The sequence below is a fragment of the Pontibaca salina genome, assembly GCF_016307205.1.
In the GTDB taxonomy this organism is placed as follows: domain Bacteria; phylum Pseudomonadota; class Alphaproteobacteria; order Rhodobacterales; family Rhodobacteraceae; genus Pontibaca; species Pontibaca salina.
In genome coordinates this window covers 155,371-170,580 of sequence record NZ_JAEIJD010000002.1, presented here as the reverse complement: position 1 = coordinate 170,580, position 15,210 = coordinate 155,371, and the positions used below count along the sequence as shown (strand labels likewise).

14 protein-coding genes are annotated in these 15,210 nt (G+C 57.8%); 3 read left to right on the top strand and 11 right to left on the bottom strand.

All coding sequences use genetic code 11. The features are described from left to right. Positions 1 to 3: 3 nt before the first annotated feature. The 8 genes from JAO82_RS03540 to coxB all read right to left on the bottom strand — a co-directional run bounded on the left by JAO82_RS03540 (position 4) and on the right by coxB (position 6,873). On the bottom strand, positions 4 to 1,266 hold the full coding sequence (locus JAO82_RS03540; protein WP_198684969.1) for a M16 family metallopeptidase: 1,263 nt from the start codon (positions 1,264 to 1,266) through the stop codon (positions 4 to 6). Then, complete coding sequence (gene thrC / locus JAO82_RS03535; RefSeq protein WP_198684968.1) at positions 1,263 to 2,651, bottom strand: threonine synthase; 1,389 nt, start codon at positions 2,649 to 2,651, stop codon at positions 1,263 to 1,265. Before thrC ends, JAO82_RS03540 begins: the two co-directional genes overlap by 4 nt. 7 nt (positions 2,652 to 2,658) lie before the next feature. Beyond that, entirely contained in the window at positions 2,659 to 3,330 is a 672-nt protein-coding gene (locus tag JAO82_RS03530; RefSeq protein ID WP_198684967.1) for an SURF1 family protein, read from the bottom strand. A 103-nt stretch (positions 3,331 to 3,433) separates the two neighbouring features. Continuing rightward, complete coding sequence (locus JAO82_RS03525; protein WP_198684966.1) at positions 3,434 to 4,249, bottom strand: cytochrome c oxidase subunit 3; 816 nt, start codon at positions 4,247 to 4,249, stop codon at positions 3,434 to 3,436. Between the two features lie 33 nt (positions 4,250 to 4,282). Next, complete coding sequence (locus JAO82_RS03520) at positions 4,283 to 4,846, bottom strand: cytochrome c oxidase assembly protein (protein WP_198684965.1); 564 nt, start codon at positions 4,844 to 4,846, stop codon at positions 4,283 to 4,285. A 2-nt stretch (positions 4,847 to 4,848) separates the two neighbouring features. Then, on the bottom strand, positions 4,849 to 5,016 hold the full coding sequence (locus JAO82_RS03515; RefSeq protein ID WP_198684964.1) for a hypothetical protein: 168 nt from the start codon (positions 5,014 to 5,016) through the stop codon (positions 4,849 to 4,851). Beyond that, on the bottom strand, positions 5,013 to 5,954 hold the full coding sequence (gene cyoE, locus JAO82_RS03510; RefSeq protein WP_198684963.1) for a heme o synthase: 942 nt from the start codon (positions 5,952 to 5,954) through the stop codon (positions 5,013 to 5,015). The genes JAO82_RS03515 and cyoE overlap by 4 nt, the downstream gene beginning before the upstream one ends. A 49-nt stretch (positions 5,955 to 6,003) precedes the next feature. After that, positions 6,004 to 6,873, bottom strand: a complete 870-nt coding sequence (gene coxB / locus JAO82_RS03505; protein ID WP_198684962.1) for a cytochrome c oxidase subunit II — start codon at positions 6,871 to 6,873, stop codon at positions 6,004 to 6,006. 178 nt (positions 6,874 to 7,051) lie between these two features. On the opposite strand from coxB, the gene tldD reads away from it, so the two are divergent. Both tldD and dprA read left to right on the top strand, forming a co-directional pair. Then, positions 7,052 to 8,476, top strand: coding sequence for a metalloprotease TldD (gene tldD / locus JAO82_RS03500; RefSeq protein ID WP_198684961.1), 1,425 nt, complete (start codon positions 7,052 to 7,054; stop codon positions 8,474 to 8,476). A 109-nt stretch (positions 8,477 to 8,585) separates the two neighbouring features. Continuing rightward, positions 8,586 to 9,743: a DNA-processing protein DprA gene (dprA, locus tag JAO82_RS03495; RefSeq protein WP_198684960.1), complete on the top strand. Its 1,158-nt coding sequence runs from the start codon at positions 8,586 to 8,588 to the stop codon at positions 9,741 to 9,743. Between the two features lie 45 nt (positions 9,744 to 9,788). Here dprA and JAO82_RS03490 read toward each other — a convergent pair whose 3' ends face one another. Further along, the gene (locus tag JAO82_RS03490) at positions 9,789 to 11,366 is read right to left on the bottom strand and encodes a DUF5928 domain-containing protein (protein ID WP_198684959.1); all 1,578 of its coding nucleotides are present in this window, start codon (positions 11,364 to 11,366) and stop codon (positions 9,789 to 9,791) included. A 165-nt stretch (positions 11,367 to 11,531) separates the two neighbouring features. Between JAO82_RS03490 and JAO82_RS03485 the strand changes: the two genes are divergently transcribed. Next, the gene (locus JAO82_RS03485; RefSeq protein WP_198684958.1) at positions 11,532 to 12,347 is read left to right on the top strand and encodes a sulfotransferase family protein; all 816 of its coding nucleotides are present in this window, start codon (positions 11,532 to 11,534) and stop codon (positions 12,345 to 12,347) included. A gap of 45 nt (positions 12,348 to 12,392) precedes the next feature. Here JAO82_RS03485 and JAO82_RS03480 read toward each other — a convergent pair whose 3' ends face one another. Both JAO82_RS03480 and JAO82_RS03475 read right to left on the bottom strand, forming a co-directional pair. Then, on the bottom strand, positions 12,393 to 13,883 hold the full coding sequence (locus JAO82_RS03480) for a SpoVR family protein (protein WP_198684957.1): 1,491 nt from the start codon (positions 13,881 to 13,883) through the stop codon (positions 12,393 to 12,395). After that, positions 13,876 to 15,198: a YeaH/YhbH family protein gene (locus JAO82_RS03475; RefSeq protein WP_198684956.1), complete on the bottom strand. Its 1,323-nt coding sequence runs from the start codon at positions 15,196 to 15,198 to the stop codon at positions 13,876 to 13,878. Before JAO82_RS03475 ends, JAO82_RS03480 begins: the two co-directional genes overlap by 8 nt. Positions 15,199 to 15,210 lie beyond the last annotated feature (12 nt).

Below are 15,210 nucleotides of genomic sequence, written 5' to 3'. Positions count from 1 at the left end.
ACATCAGGCCGCGCGCCTGTCCTGCAACTGGGCCAATGTCGGCGCACCGTCAATCGGCCCGTAAAGCGCCAGCGCCGCCGGGGCGGTGACCGCCATGGTTTCGGCAAATTCGCGCACATCACCGGTGGTCACCGCATCAATCCGCGCAACCGTATCCCTTAGTGGCGGGACCTGGTCCCAGATCTGCACCATGCGCGCCAGCCGTTCCGCACGGTTGCTCGGGCTTTCCAGCCCCATCAGCAGTCCGGCCTTCATTTGTGCACGGGCCCGGGCAACCTCTTCCGGAGAAATACTCTCGGCGGCACGTTTCATTTCGTCGATGGTAACGTTCGCCAGTTCCCCGATCTGGGCGGCGCTGGTGCCGGCATAGATTGTGGTGGTTCCGGTATCGTCATAGGCACCGGCCTGGGCAAAGATCGTATAACACAGCCCGCGTTTTTCACGGATTTCCTGAAACAATCGGCTCGACATTCCGCCGCCCAGCGCACTGCCATAGATTTGCGCGGTATAGATCGCGTCATCGCGGTAGCCGGGCCCCTCTAGCGCCAGCGCGAAATGGGCCTGTTCAAGTGTCTTGTCCCGGCGAATTTCGCCCCCGGTAAAGCGCGCGGGCAGCACCTGCAAAGGCGGCGTCGGCTGCATGTGGCCAAACAGCGCCTCGGCAGCTTTGACCAGCGCGTCATGATCCACCGCCCCTGCAGCAGCCAGAATCATCTGCCCGGGCCCATAATGTTCAGCCACGAAACCGGCCAGATCCTCGCGCCCAAAGCAGGACACCCGTTCAGTCGGACCAAGAATCGTGCGGCCCAGCGGCTGGTCGTGATAGCTTTTCTCTTGCAACCAGTCGAATATCACATCGTCGGGAGTATCGGCCGCTTGGCCGATTTCCTGCAGGATCACACCCCGTTCGACTTCGATCTCGGCGGGGTCGAAAACCGGGTTCAGCACGATATCCCCGATTACATCCAGTGCCAGCGGTACATCATTTTGCAGCACCCGCGCATAATAGGCCGTCGTCTCGCGGCTGGTATAAGCGTTGATATAACCGCCCACATCCTCGATCGCCTCGGCGATCTGCAAGGCACTGCGCCGCTGGGTCCCCTTGAACGCCATATGCTCAAGGAAATGCGCGATACCGTTCTGTTCAAATCGTTCGTGCCGGCCGCCGGCGTTGACCCAGATTCCAATCGAGGCGGATTTGAGGCTCGGCATGTTCTCGGAAACGATGCGAAAGCCATTCGGGAGTTGAGTTTGCTGAACAGTCACGCGCGGATATGTCCCTTGATGTGTCCCTTGAGCGCACCCAAATCATTGGCAATCCGGGTAACACGTTCGGCCCTGTCATACATATCTGCCATAGCAGGGGGAAGGGGCGGACGCACCCCGCTGGCCTGCTCCACCGCATCGGGGAATTTTGCCGGATGCGCCGTTGCCAGCGTGATCATCGGGACCTCTGGATCGCGTAATGCATTGGCCACCTTGACCCCTACCGCAGAATGCGGGCAAAGAAGCTCGCCACTGGAAGTCAAGGTTTGGGCAATGGTGGCCAGAGTTTCCTCTTCACTGGCGCGGCCCGAATCGAACTGCTCGCGCAGGTATTGCATCGCGCCCTGACTGATCTCGAACCCGCCCTGTTGCAGCTCGTCCATCAACTGGGTGACCGCGTCGCCATCGCGCCCATAAGCGTCAAACAACGCGCGCTCAAAGTTGGAACTGACCTGAATGTCCATTGACGGGCTGATCGAGGGCTGCACCTGTCCTTTACGATAGCCCTGCCCGGTCAGCGATCGATGCAAGATATCGTTCTGATTCGTGGCAACGATCAGGCGGTCGATGGGCAACCCAATGCGCTTAGCGATGTAGCCCGCAAAGATGTCGCCAAAATTTCCGGTGGGGACCGTAAACGACACCTTGCGATGCGGCGCGCCCAGCGACACTGTCGACGAGAAATAATAGACCACCTGCGCCAGCACGCGCGCCCAGTTGATGCTGTTGACCCCAGCCAGCCCAACCTCCTCACGGAACTCGAAATCGTTGAACATGTCTTTTAGCGCTGCCTGACAATCGTCGAAATCGCCATCGACAGCCAGCGCGTGCACGTTGGATTCGCTCGGCGTGGTCATCTGTCGGCGCTGCACCTCGGACACGCGCCCGTGGGGAAACAGGATGAACACATCAACATTGTCCAGCCCCCGGAACGCCTCGATCGCTGCCGAACCGGTGTCGCCGCTGGTGGCCCCGACAATGGTGATCCGCTCGCCCCTGCGCGCCAAGGCAGACTGGAACAACTGCCCGATCAGTTGCATGGCGAAATCCTTGAACGCCAGCGTCGGACCGTGAAACAGTTCCAGCAGGAAATGGTTGGAGTCCAATTGCACCAGCGGTGCGCGCGCAGCGTGGTTGAACTGGTCATAGGCGCGCGCGATGATTTCGCCAAACTCGTCATCACTGAATGCGTCACCGATGAACGGGCGCATGACTCGCTGCGCCACCTCTTCATAGGTTAATCCTGCCAATGCGGCAATTTCATCTGCCGACATTTGCGGAATCTGCGCCGGCACATACAAGCCCCCGTCGCGGGCAAGGCCGGTCAACATAGCCTCTTCAAAATTCAGTTCCGGCGCAGCGCCACGGGTCGAAATATATTTCATCGTCTTTTCAGCCTGTCTTGCGGGCGCGGGTGCGCCACAGGAATGAGGCGGTCATCGCAACCCAGATCAGGGCCAGCGAAAACCAGGTTATGGCATATTGCAAGTGATCGTTCGGTATACCGCGCGTGTCCACTGGAAGCGCTGTCACCGCCGGCCCAGTCGAATTACGCGCGACCAGCATTACAGGCTCGGTCTCGAGCGCGGCCGCCATTGCCGGGACATCGCGGGCATACCAGATATTGGTGTCGAACTCTGTCTCGGGTGTATAACTGTCGCTCTCTTGCGGCCAGTGGAGATTGCCGGTGACCGTCATCGCACCATGGTTGCGCGGCGCGTCCTTTTCATCGGATGGAACAAAGCCGCGATCCAGCAGAATGCGCCGCCCCTCATCGGTCACAAACGGCGCGATCAATCGGTATCCCGGGCCAACATGCTTGATCGACACCAGCACGTGCAGTTCTTCACTGCCGACGCGACCCGTGACCTGAACCGGCATATATTTATCAGCCTCGGGATCAGGATTGACCGGCAGCGTGACCGGGTCTGCGGCGATGCGGCGATCGATCTCGGTGAGGACGCTGTGCTTCCATGCCAACCGGTTCATCTGCCAGACACCCAACCCGATCAGGGTGGCGGTTCCGGCGATGCCGAAAACAAGCAAGAAGAGGATGCGGCGCATGTATAAACCGGTCTGGTGAAAGCACAGGCGCGCGGAGCTCCGCGCGCCTGTGTGTTACGGTATGGTAGCAGTTTTTCAACCGCAATCGCACCTGGGGTGCAGGTTACAACATCACCGCGTTGCCCCAGACATAGACGGCGAAGAACAGGAACAGCCAGACCACATCAACGAAATGCCAATACCAGGCGGCTGCCTCGAAGCCCACGTGATGCTCTTGAGTGAAATCACCCTGTAACGCCCGCACAAGGCAGACGGCCAAGAAGATGGTGCCGATAATCACGTGAAATCCGTGAAATCCGGTCAGCATGAAGAAGTTCGAATAGTACTGGTCGCCGCCAAAGGTCCAATCGTGATGCAGCAGCAATTCGCGATATTCATAGGCCTGAAACCCGGTAAAGGCGACACCCAGAGCAATTGAAAGCGCCAATCCGGTGATCAGGTCGCGGCGGTTGTTGCCATGCACCAAAGCGTGGTGTGCCCAAGTTACGGCACAGCCCGAGAGCAACAGCAATATGGTGTTTATCAATGGCAGGTGAAAGGCATCGACCGCAAAGATTTCCGGCTGGACATACTCGGTCCCTACATAATCCTGCATCGGGTAAATTGCATGTTTGAAGAACGACCAGAACCAAGCGAAAAAGAACATCACTTCAGAGGTGATGAACAAAATCACGCCATAGCGCAGGCCGATCCGCACAACCGGGGTGTGATCACCGATCCGGCTTTCCTGCACCACCTCTACCCACCAGGCAAACATAGTGTACAGCACGCCGACAAAGCCGGCCCAGAACACCCAAGGCGTGATTGAATGCATCCACAGAACGCCGCCCGCCAACAGGGCGAACCCCGAAATCGCGCCGATCAGCGGCCAGATCGACGGTGTCAGAATGTGGTAGTCGTGAGTCTTCGCATGTGCCATATTAGTTGTCCCTCACCTTGCGGCGCTCTTGCTTCACAGTTTTTCTTGGTTTTCATCAAGGGCCGCATAGCCCTCGGGTAGGTCAATCTCGTAGAATGTGTAAGATAGCGTGATTGAATGCACGTATTTGGCGTTCCGGTCGGTGGTGATTTCCGGATCGACATAGAAAGTCACTGGCATCTGCACCCGCTCTCCCGGTTGTAACACCTGCTGTTCAAAGCAGAAACAATCGATCTTGGTGAAAAACCCGCCCGCCTCATAGGGGAAAACGTTATAACTCGCCGAACCGGCGACGGGTCGGTCGGTCGGATTGTAAGCCTCGTAAAAGGCCAATCCGGTTTCCCCGATGCGCAATTCCATTTCCCGCTCTACCGGCTTGAAGGTCCACGGCATGTCACGGTCCAGTGTGCCGTCAAAGCGAACATTGATGGTCTTATCCAGAACTGTGGCTGAACTCGCCTCGGCAATGTTCGTAGTCCCTGAAAAACCGGTAACGCGGCAAAACCAATCGTAGAACGGCACCGCAGCCCACGCCATGCCGCCCATAAACAGCACCACCCCGACAAGCCCGATTAGGGTTTTCTGCGAGCCCTGCATCGTTACCCCCCCTCTTGCTGCACGCTTGGCGATTCAAACGCACCGCTGGTGACTTTCACCACCGTCAATCCAAATACGATCCCGATGAACGCGATCAGAACCAATGCCAAGCCTACATTGCGGCCCAAGCGGCGGTGATGCAACTCATGCGTGGCCTTTTTAAAACTCATGCCCAGCCACCCAGCCCCAAGGGCTTCAACAATGCCTCGGCTAAAATGGCGAGGAAATGCAGGAAAAGGTACAGCAAGGACAGCTTGAAAAAACCACGTTCGGCGGCGTAGTTATCCGCCTCGGCCATCACCTCGTCGCGGCGCCATATCCGCCAAGCTCCGAGCAAGAATGCGAGGTTCATGACCACCGCAACCACGAGATAGATTGGACCGCCTATTTCGGTAAATGCTGCCCCAACTGCGAGCAAAGCCAGCACAATCGTGTAGCCCAGAATGTGGCGCCGCGTTGTTGGCCGACCATGGGTCACCGTCAGCATCGGCACCCCTGCATCATCATAATCATTGCGCATGAATAGCGCCAATGCCCAGAAATGCGGCGGCGTCCACATGAAAACCAATGCGAACATCAGCCAAGGCTCCACCGCCATCGACCCGGTCGCGGCCAGCCAGCCGATCACCGGCGGAAAGGCTCCGGCGGCACCGCCGATAACAATGTTCTGTGGTGTCGCGCGTTTCAGCCACATCGAGTAAACGACGACATAAAAGAAAATTGTAAAGGCCAGCATCGCCCCGGCCATGAGGTTGGTGGCCAAGCACAGCATCATCACCGACATGCCTGCCAGCGCACACCCCAGCGCCATTGTGTCTTCTTTGCTGATCTTGCCGGCGGGGATCGGACGTTTGCGCGTGCGGCGCATGATCCGGTCGATATCGGCGTCCCACCACATATTCAGCGCACCCGACGCGCCCCCGCCCAAAGCGATGAATAGAATCGCGCAAAAACCGATCAGCGGATGCACCGGCACCGGAGCGGCAATCAGCCCCACAAAAGCCGTAAACACCACCAGCGACATCACACGCGGCTTGAGCAGTTCGATGAAATCGCCGAACTGGGCCTCGTTTTCGCTGGTGCCTGAATTATAGCTGACGTCGGACATTTCTATTCCCTAAAGAAGCGCGGCGTGGACCGGCCGCGCCACTCGGTGATCAATTTGCAGCCATGTCGAAATTGCGTGGCACGCCGGCATATTCTTCGATCGCGTCGTCCAGCCATGTGTCATATTCCTCTTGGCTAACGACCTTGACGGTGATCGGCATATAGGCGTGATCCTTGCCGCAGAGTTCGGAGCACTGGCCGAAATAGATGCCTTCCTTCTCAGCCGCGAACCATAGCTCTGCCAGACGCCCGGGCACCGCGTCCTGCTTGACGCCGAAGGATGGTACGAACCAGCTGTGGATCACATCTGAGCCAGTGACCTGCACGACGATTGTCTTGTCAACCGGAACGACCACTGCGGTGTCGGTTGCCAGCAGAAACTCGTCCCGACTGTATCCGGCCTCTTCCAACTCGGCCGCCACGTCGTCGGTCAACACTTTGGAGCCCAGCCCAATCATGAAACTATCGAAGCCGAAATCGTGATCGACATATTCATAGCTCCAATACCATTGGTTGCCGATCGCCTTGATTGTGATATCGGCCTTGGGGATTTCCTGCTGCTTGAACAGCACCGGAAGCGAGAACGCACCGATGAAAATCAGGATGATAATGGGAATCACCGTCCAGGCGATCTCTATAGGCGTATGATGGGTGAAACGCGCCGGCGTTGGATTGGCACGGCGATTATAACGAACGATCACATAAAGCAGCAAGACGGTCACAAGAAGGCAGATTGCTGCGATGATCACCAGAATCATCCAATCCAACCACTGCTGATCATGGGCAACCTCAGACACCGCAGGCTGGAAATTAAGCCCTCCCTGCACCGGCTTACCAATGGTTTCCAGAGTGCCCTGAGCCATAGCAGGCAGGGCGGAGAGGGCAGCGAAAAGCCCAGAAATCGTCAAAGCGTGCTTCATTTTGTGTCCTGATCGGTTAATCGCATTGGTCTCGTGCCGAATTGGGCGTAATCACAAAACGTGACCCCCCCGTTGTCATTCGTGCTGATGATAATCATGTTCTGCGTGTCAGATAAAGACTTCTGATGGCGTCTCGCAGGCGTTTTTTTGATTTAAATCAAATTCTGAGGATTTTTCCATGTCCGACTCACTCTTTCGCCCCTTTGACGCTGACCTTCCTCTGGACGACGCTCTGACCGTGTTGCGCGGCGCAACCGATGGGGCCGACGACGGTGAAATCTTTGCGGAACGGCAGCGTTCCGAGGCGCTTGTTTTTGACGACGGGCGCTTGCGGACCGCCAGTTATGATGCCGCTGAAGGGTTTGGGTTACGCGCGGTGCGCGGCGAGGTCTCCGGCTACGCCCATTCCACTGACGTCAGCATGGCCTCATTGCGACGTGCCGCCGAAACTGCGCGGCTGGCCGTTGGCGAAGGCGGCGGCACTTGGGCCGATGCGCCACGTGCCACCAACCGTCATCTTTATGGTGACGCCGACCCGATCGACGGTATCGCCTTTCCGGTCAAGATCGAGACCCTCCGGGAAATTGATGCCTTTGCGCGCGATCTGGACCCACGTGTGGTGCAGGTTTCCGCAACTTTAGCGGCTTCGCTTCAGGAGGTTGAGATTCTGCGCCCCGACGGCGTGCATCTGCGCGATGTGCGCCCCATGAGCCGCGTCAACGTGTCGGTGATCGTCGAGCAGGACGGGCGCCGCGAAAGCGGCTCGGCGGGCGGTGGCGGGCGGGTCGGACTGGATGGGCTGATCGACCCCGCCAGCTGGCAGGACAAGGCCCGCGAAGCATTGCGCATTGCCTTGGTGAACGTGGACGCGGAACCCGCCCCTGCCGGTGTCATGGAGGTCGCGCTTGGCCCCGGATGGCCCGGTATCTTGCTGCACGAAGCGGTCGGCCATGGTCTTGAGGGCGATTTCAACCGCAAAGGATCAAGTGCATTCGCCGGATTGATGGGCCAGCAGGTCGCGGCGCGCGGCGTCACGATACTGGATGACGGCACGATTCCCGACAGACGCGGTTCACTGACTTTCGATGACGAGGGCACCCCATCGGCGCGCAATGTGCTGATCGAAGACGGTGTGTTGGTCGGCTTTATGCAGGACCGTCAGAATGCCCGGTTGATGGGGGTGCAGCCCACCGGCAACGGCCGACGCCAAAGCTATGCTCACCCGCCAATGCCGCGCATGACCAACACCTATATGCTGGGCGGCGACGCCGATCCGGCGGCTTTGGTGGCTGATATAAAAGACGGCATCTGGGCTGTCGGATTCGGTGGCGGGCAGGTCGATATCACCAATGGCAAATTCGTCTTCTCCTGTACCGAGGCCTATCGCGTAAAAAACGGCAAGATTGGGGCTCCGGTTAAGGGTGCAACGCTGATCGGCGACGGCGCCACCGCGCTGCACCGGATCCGCGCCCTTGGCAACGATATGGCGCTGGATCCCGGCATGGGCAATTGTGGCAAGGCGGGGCAATGGGTGCCGGTCGGTGTGGGCCAGCCAACCGTGCTGATCGACGGTCTGACAGTTGGCGGATCTTCCACTTCCTGAGCACGCCTGCCCCTGCCCTCGGGGCGACCGCGCCGAAGACCTCTGGCGGATTTACCTTCCGTTAACCTTCTTGGGATTAAACCGATGCGGCAATCAGGCGGAGCGTCGGATGACCGAGGAGCAATCTTCTTCCACTCACCCCCAACTCTCACCCACCACGGAAGAGGATCGGTTTTCTTGGCTCCGCCTGTTGCGTTCGCGCCGTGTGGGGGTGGCAACCTTCCAGCGTCTGCTGGCCGAGCATGGAACCGCGCAAGCCGCTTTGGTCGCATTGCCCGAGGTTGCGCGCGCCGCCGGGGTCGAGGGCTATGAAGCCTGCCCACCGGGCATCATCCACGCCGAACTCAGCGCCGCCAAGTCGGCCGGTGCGCAGCTGTTGTGCCTTGGTGACCAACATTATCCGCCAATGCTGGCCGAAATAGCCGATGCGCCGCCGCTAATGTGGGCGATTGGCGATTCGGCGCTGCTTTCGCGCCCGATGCTGGCGCTGGTCGGTGCGCGCAATGCCTCGTCCTTAGGCACCCGGATGGCGCGCAGCCTTGCCCAAGAACTGGGTGAACAAGGTTTTTTGGTGGTGTCCGGCCTGGCGCGCGGGATCGACACGGCGGCGCATCTGGCGGCGTTGCAAACCGGCACCGTGGCGGTTCTGGCAGGGGGTGTCGACACGTTCTATCCGGCTGAAAATACCAAGCTGACCCACGATATTGCACGCAATGGGCTGCTCCTATCGGAACAACCGATGGGCATGGCACCGCAAGCGCGCCACTTTCCGCGCCGCAATCGAATCATATCAGGCGTTTCGCAGGCCGTCATCGTGGTTGAGGCAGCCGCTAAATCCGGCAGCCTGATCACCGCGCGGGATGCGCTAGATCAGGGGCGCGACGTTTTGGCAGTTCCGGGCCATCCCTTCGACGCGCGTGCTGCCGGCTGCAACATGTTGATTCGCGACGGCGCACAATTGGTGCGCAATGCGGCCGATGTGATCGCCGCCCTGCCCGCTTCGGCCCCGGCGCAGCGTGATCTGCGAGACTGCGCGGCCACCGTCACCGCTCCACCGCCACCGCCATCTCGAAAACGCAGCCTGCGCGAAACTGCAGCACTGCACCAGCAAATCCTATCACGTCTCGGCCCCTCGCCTGTCGCCGAAGATCAACTGATCCGCGATCTGGCGATGCCTGCTGGACGTGTCGGCCCGACGTTGGTCGATCTGGAAATCGATGGGAAAATCCAGCGCCAGCCGGGCGGGCTGTTGTCGCTCAGCAAGTGATGCGCACAAACCCCGCAAGGTTCTTCTTGGATACGGGCTAACATCTCAGTCAGCGAAGAGATGTTCAATGCGTGCGATCGCCAGTGCGTCAAAGTGGGACAGTGTCAGAAACTTGGAGAGCTGCCTTGCGTTTTCTTCGGGGGTCGCTGTTTCTCGCATGCGTTGGTAGTTGGGAAAACCGGCATCGCGGATACGGTCGCTTTCATCCATGATCTCATTACGGATCGCCGGGAGCAGGCGCACAAGCGCTTCGCTGCCGCTCTGCTCGCCATACAGCCCGACCCGGCGCGCATGGCCAATCAGATCAGTGTCGGTGAACTGGCATTCAATTTCCAGCAGGCGCGTCACCGAGCGGTCTGAAAAGAAATCATGCATCAGGCCAAGTTCGCTTGGATCCGCGCAAATAATCAAACGATCGGTATCGTAATAATCAAACAGCATGCGAATCAGTGCCCGCTTGTGACGGGCGCGTTTTATTAGCGTGCTCTGGATCCCGCCCAGATCCGGCAGCGGGGTTTCCTCTTCATTGAATAAGTACTCGACAGCCGGCAAGTTTGTTTTCTGGCGGATACCGGCGACAAGGCGTTTCGCGACGTGCCATTTCTTGCACGCCACAATCATCAGCTCACGCTCGCGCCCCAGTGAGCTTTCGGTTTCCCAGAACCGCCTGGCAAAGCGTCGACCGCTCCGGCCACGCTCGGTCAGAAACTGAAACAGGTTGGCCCCCTCGTTCGAAATCTGAAACTGGACGCCCTTTGCTGCGTAAAGGCTGCCCAACCGCGCCTTAAGATCATGCGCTTCGGGGCTGATCTTGCGGGCAAATAAATAATCCTGGGCCAGCAGCAGATCATAGTGATCGTTGTAAAAGGTGACCGGTATGCCATAGTCTGAAAACATCAAGAAGGTCAGCGTACGGTTGCGGATTTCCGTCTCGGGGACGAGATGGCGCACCAAGGTCTGGAAGAAGGTTTCGTCCGGAATCCAGCTTGTACGACAAAACCGCATTAAATCGGCACGTTGCCGGGTCATTTCTAGAATTTTCTCGATCGTAGTGCGGCGCAGACACCACCACTGGCTACCGATCTGCACCTGAATGTCAGGGGGTAAATGACGCTGGAGCCCAAGTTTCTTCTGGAATGCGACGGAGGCGTAAAATAGGCGCTTGTGTCGTCGCTCGTTCAGGAAGTGGCGATATATCAGCCGCTCTTCCTTGAGACCGGTCTTGATCCACTCGCTCTCAAAAAAATCATGGCTTTCAATGAAGTCAGCGTCGGTGCCATCGAGAAATGCATGGACATATTCTGCCGTCTTGATCGCCATGCAATCGCCGGACATCAGATAGAAATGCGTGGCGCACGGATACGCATCGACTGCGGCTTCTATCGCCAGCAATGTGGCCTGTACCAGCGACCATTCCCCCCAACCGCACTTGATCCGTCGGCGCACAAAGGCGACATTGGGATTGTCGGCCAAAGAATCACGGATCTGGCGATAATCGCACATATCGGCGCGGGCGTCGAAGTGGATTGCGATGCAATCCCCAGCTGCCGTCAGTTGCTGGGCCTGCTGAACGATCGCTTTGGGGTCCTTGTGACAAAGGAGGATATACGCAATTTTGGCCATCGTAATACGGTCACATTGATTAAAAAAACACACTATCGAACTGATAAACAATTCTTTCTCGACTTACAAAAGACGTGATCAAAATGGACCAAACCGGTTTGTCCGCCTTTTCAAGAAATCGAACCTTGCAGGTTGGTGGTTACACCGCTTTTAGGAGACGACCACATGGCATTTCCCGGCATCTGGATGACCGAAAGCGAAAGCGTCCTTTATCGTGTCGTGCCCAAATGCGCCTGTTCGACGATCGGACAGATCATGTACTATTCCGACCACGGGCAGTTTTATGACGGCGACATTCACGATGCCGAAACTGGCCTGCACAAATGGGCATTTGAACACAGCCAGGACGTGATCTCGCGCAATGTATATGACCGCGGAAGCTATGCGTTTACCTGCGTGCGCAACCCTTACACCCGCATCCTGTCATCATTTTTCGACAAAATTTGCGGGATTCAACGGAATGGCAAGCGCTATCGCGGCAATCTGGTGCCGATGCTGACCTACGAATACGGCATCGACGTCGGAGGCCACGACGGGCGCGAACCGTTCGACCAGATCCGATCGTTTCGCCGGTTTTTGCTGTTTGCACGCGACACCATCCGCTGGCGCCGCCCCATGGACCCCGATATTCACTGGTCGGCCATGTCTGGCCATGTCGGCACGTTCGTTGTCAATGGCGGCACATATGACAGGATCATCTGGACAGAAAAGTTCAATGACGGCATGTCAGATGTGTTGAAAGAGATCGCAACACCCCATGCGGTGGACTTGAGCCAGATACCGCGGTTCAACGAAAGCGAAGGCCACGGACCAAAACGGGCGCATCCGGTCGAGGATTATTTTGACGATCTGTCGATGCATCTGGTCTATGAGATCTTCAAACAGGATTTTGAATTGTTCAGATACGATTTCCATAATCCCGCCAACCGGCTACCGATAGGCGAAATCGACCTCGACGAGGTACACGCCAAATTGGGCTGAAGAACGCCGCAAGCAGGCCCAATACAACGGCGGTATTCTCCTGCGCTACCCGGTTTCTGTCAGCACGACATCGTAGCCCCAGCAACGTCGCACATTCGCCAGCGTGGCGTCGCGCGTCTCGGGATCAAGCGGAACACCGTTACGTCGGTTATGACGCAGCCGCAGACGGCGATCTCCCAACAGGTCGACGTCGATGACCTGAATGTCGGGATCTGAAACCGAGACATCCAGACTGTGCGCGAATACATCGCGGATCTCGTGATAGCCGCGTTCATCATGGATTGCACTGACGGTATGAAACGGGTCCACCGAATCATCGCTCAAGGCAAACAGGCGGAACCGGCGCATCACCTCGGGGCCGAGGAATTGCTGCACGAAACTTTCGTCGCGGTAATTTGCCCAGGCATCTTTTAAGACGCCGCGCCAGTCGCGGGCGCCGGCGATATCAGGAAACCACTCGTGATCCTCCTCGGTCGGGGCCTCGCAGACGCGTCTGATATCCTGCATCATCGCGAAACCCAACGCATAGGGATTGAGTCCCGCTGACCGCGGATCGTCAAAATCGGGCTGGGTCAGCACGTTGCTATGATTGTGCAATATCTCGAGCATCGCGCCATCGCTTAGCTGCCCCGTGGCGTGCAATTGGTTCATGATATAGTAATGGACAAAACAGGCGCAGCCTTCGTTCATCACTTTGGTTTGACGCTGGGGATAGAAATACTGGGCAATGTTGCGCACGATCCGCAGGATTTCGCGCTGCCATGGTTGTAAGACTGGGCTGTGGCGTTCAAGGAAATACAGCAGGTTTTCTTCGGGCAGATCCATTTCGCGTTTACGCTCTTGCGCTGCCGCATCTGTCTGGCTGGCCGGCCCGCTGCGGTCGAACCTATCCCAAAGATAATGGACCGCACGCTCGGCATCCAAGAGGCGTTCGCGCTCCCGGTCGCGCTCTTCGCGCAGCGACGGTGATGGCGGGCGACGATGCCGAAAGACGCTGGACTGCATGAGCGAGTGCGCCGCATCAAGAAGCTGCTCGACCTCGCGTTCTCCGTATCGTTCTTCGCATCGCGCAATGAACCCGCGGGCGTAATCGAGATAATCAAGGATACCGGGAGCATCGGTCCATTGCTGGAACAGATGATTGTTCTTGAAAAAATGGTTGTGACCAAAGGCGGCATGGGCGATCACCAGCGCCTGCAACGCCATGGTGTTGTCTTCCATGCAATAGCTAATGCAAGGGTCCGAGTTGATGACGATCTCGTAGGCCAGCCCGCGGGCGCCCTTGCGATACAATTGCTCGTCTCGCATGAAATGCTTGCCGAAGGACCAATGGCGATACATCAGCGGCATCCCGTTCGAGGAATACGCATCAAGCATTTGTTGAGACGAAATGATCTCGATCTGGTTGGTGTACACATCCAGCCCGAGATCACCCAGCGCCACTTGCTCAATAGCACCATAAACACGCTGGATGGTGTCGAAATTCCACTCTGCCCCTTCAAAAAGCGGCGCGACGGTTCCCGAGCGCTTAGACATCGGCCACCAGCCCTCCTTTCCGTACGAATAATTCGCGAAATACCGGGTATATATGGGCCGGACTGGCGATTCGTTTCATCGCGAAATTCGGCCAATCATCCGCTACGCCGCGATATGCGCGCCAAAGCTCCATGCCATTGTCGTCACTTTGCATCAGGCCGATCTCGTTTTCTTCCAGGATCTCAATATAGGCGAAATACTGACAAAGCGGCATCAATGATTCCTTGAGACGAGCGGCGCAGGTCGCTGAGTCACCGCGATAGTTTTCGCCGTCCGATGCCTGGGCCGCATAGATGTTCCACTCGGATGGCGGATATCGGGCATCGATAATGGCTTTCATTTCGTTCAAGGCACTGCTGACCACCGTGCCGCCGCTTTCTCGGGAATGAAAAAACGTTTCTTCGTCCACCTCGCTTGCCACTTGGGTGTGGCGGATGAAGACCACTTCGATTTTGTCGTAACGCTGCTTGAGGAACAGGTGCAGAAGCACAAAGAACCGTTTGGCCAGATCCTTTTCGCGCTCGCCCATGGAGGCAGACACGTCCATCAGGCAGAACATCACCGCATTGGCTGCAGGTTCCGGTTGCATCTCAAAATAACGATACCGCACATCCAATGGATCAACGAAAGGTATCCGACGCTGCCGCCGCTGCGCCTTGTCCAATTCTTCGCGCAGCTTGATCAGTTCCGGCGGCTCCGCTTCGTCAGCGGGGACGCGGGCTTCCAGTTCCCGGATTTGCTGTTCCAGCGCTTGCGTTTCACGGGTTTTCGGGCGCCGCAGCGCGATCCGCCGTCCGATGGCATTGCGCATCGTGCGCTCGACACTGAGATTGGCGGGGGTACCGGCCACGGTATAGCCCATCCGCTGTGGCCGTGCGGCCGCGATTTCCTTGAGGCTGAGCTTGACCAGATCCGGCAGTTCGAGATCTTCAAAGAAAATATCGAGAAACTCGTCTCGCGACAGCATGAACAGGAATTCGTCCTCCCCCTCGCCATCGGCAGAGCCTTCGCGGCCCCGGCCCTTCCCCGCGCCACCGGGGGGCTTCTGGATTTTATCGCCGGCGCGGAAGGTCCGGTTGCCGCTAAGAACCGCCTGCCGCTTTCCGCCTTGGGCTGCATGGCGGAAACTTGGCTCAGAAATACCTTTGGCGGGCACGGAAACCTGTTCGCTCTGATCTACATCGGCGATCCCGCGCCGACGCACACTTTCATCAACCGATTTCTTGACGCTTGCCCGGACCCGGCCGATGAACCGCCGCCTGTTCCCAAGACTTTTGCCTTTTGGGTTTAACCTGCGGTCAATAAAATGGCCCATGTGCTTTTACTA

What these genes read in the sequence shown, in the direction of transcription:
- JAO82_RS03480 (WP_198684957.1), bottom strand. Translation starts at nt 13,883, where the DNA reads ATGTCTAAGCGCTCGGGAACCGTCGCGCCGCTTTTTGAAGGGGCAGAG.
- JAO82_RS03525 (WP_198684966.1), bottom strand. Translation starts at nt 4,249, where the DNA reads ATGGCACATGCGAAGACTCACGACTACCACATTCTGACACCGTCGATC.
- JAO82_RS03515 (WP_198684964.1), bottom strand. Translation starts at nt 5,016, where the DNA reads ATGAGTTTTAAAAAGGCCACGCATGAGTTGCATCACCGCCGCTTGGGC.
- thrC (WP_198684968.1), bottom strand. Translation starts at nt 2,651, where the DNA reads ATGAAATATATTTCGACCCGTGGCGCTGCGCCGGAACTGAATTTTGAA.
- JAO82_RS03490 (WP_198684959.1), bottom strand. Translation starts at nt 11,366, where the DNA reads ATGGCCAAAATTGCGTATATCCTCCTTTGTCACAAGGACCCCAAAGCG.
- tldD (WP_198684961.1), top strand. Translation starts at nt 7,052, where the DNA reads ATGTCCGACTCACTCTTTCGCCCCTTTGACGCTGACCTTCCTCTGGAC.
- JAO82_RS03485 (WP_198684958.1), top strand. Translation starts at nt 11,532, where the DNA reads ATGGCATTTCCCGGCATCTGGATGACCGAAAGCGAAAGCGTCCTTTAT.
- dprA (WP_198684960.1), top strand. Translation starts at nt 8,586, where the DNA reads ATGACCGAGGAGCAATCTTCTTCCACTCACCCCCAACTCTCACCCACC.
- coxB (WP_198684962.1), bottom strand. Translation starts at nt 6,873, where the DNA reads ATGAAGCACGCTTTGACGATTTCTGGGCTTTTCGCTGCCCTCTCCGCC.
- JAO82_RS03520 (WP_198684965.1), bottom strand. Translation starts at nt 4,846, where the DNA reads ATGCAGGGCTCGCAGAAAACCCTAATCGGGCTTGTCGGGGTGGTGCTG.
- JAO82_RS03530 (WP_198684967.1), bottom strand. Translation starts at nt 3,330, where the DNA reads ATGCGCCGCATCCTCTTCTTGCTTGTTTTCGGCATCGCCGGAACCGCC.
- JAO82_RS03475 (WP_198684956.1), bottom strand. Translation starts at nt 15,198, where the DNA reads ATGGGCCATTTTATTGACCGCAGGTTAAACCCAAAAGGCAAAAGTCTT.
- cyoE (WP_198684963.1), bottom strand. Translation starts at nt 5,954, where the DNA reads ATGTCCGACGTCAGCTATAATTCAGGCACCAGCGAAAACGAGGCCCAG.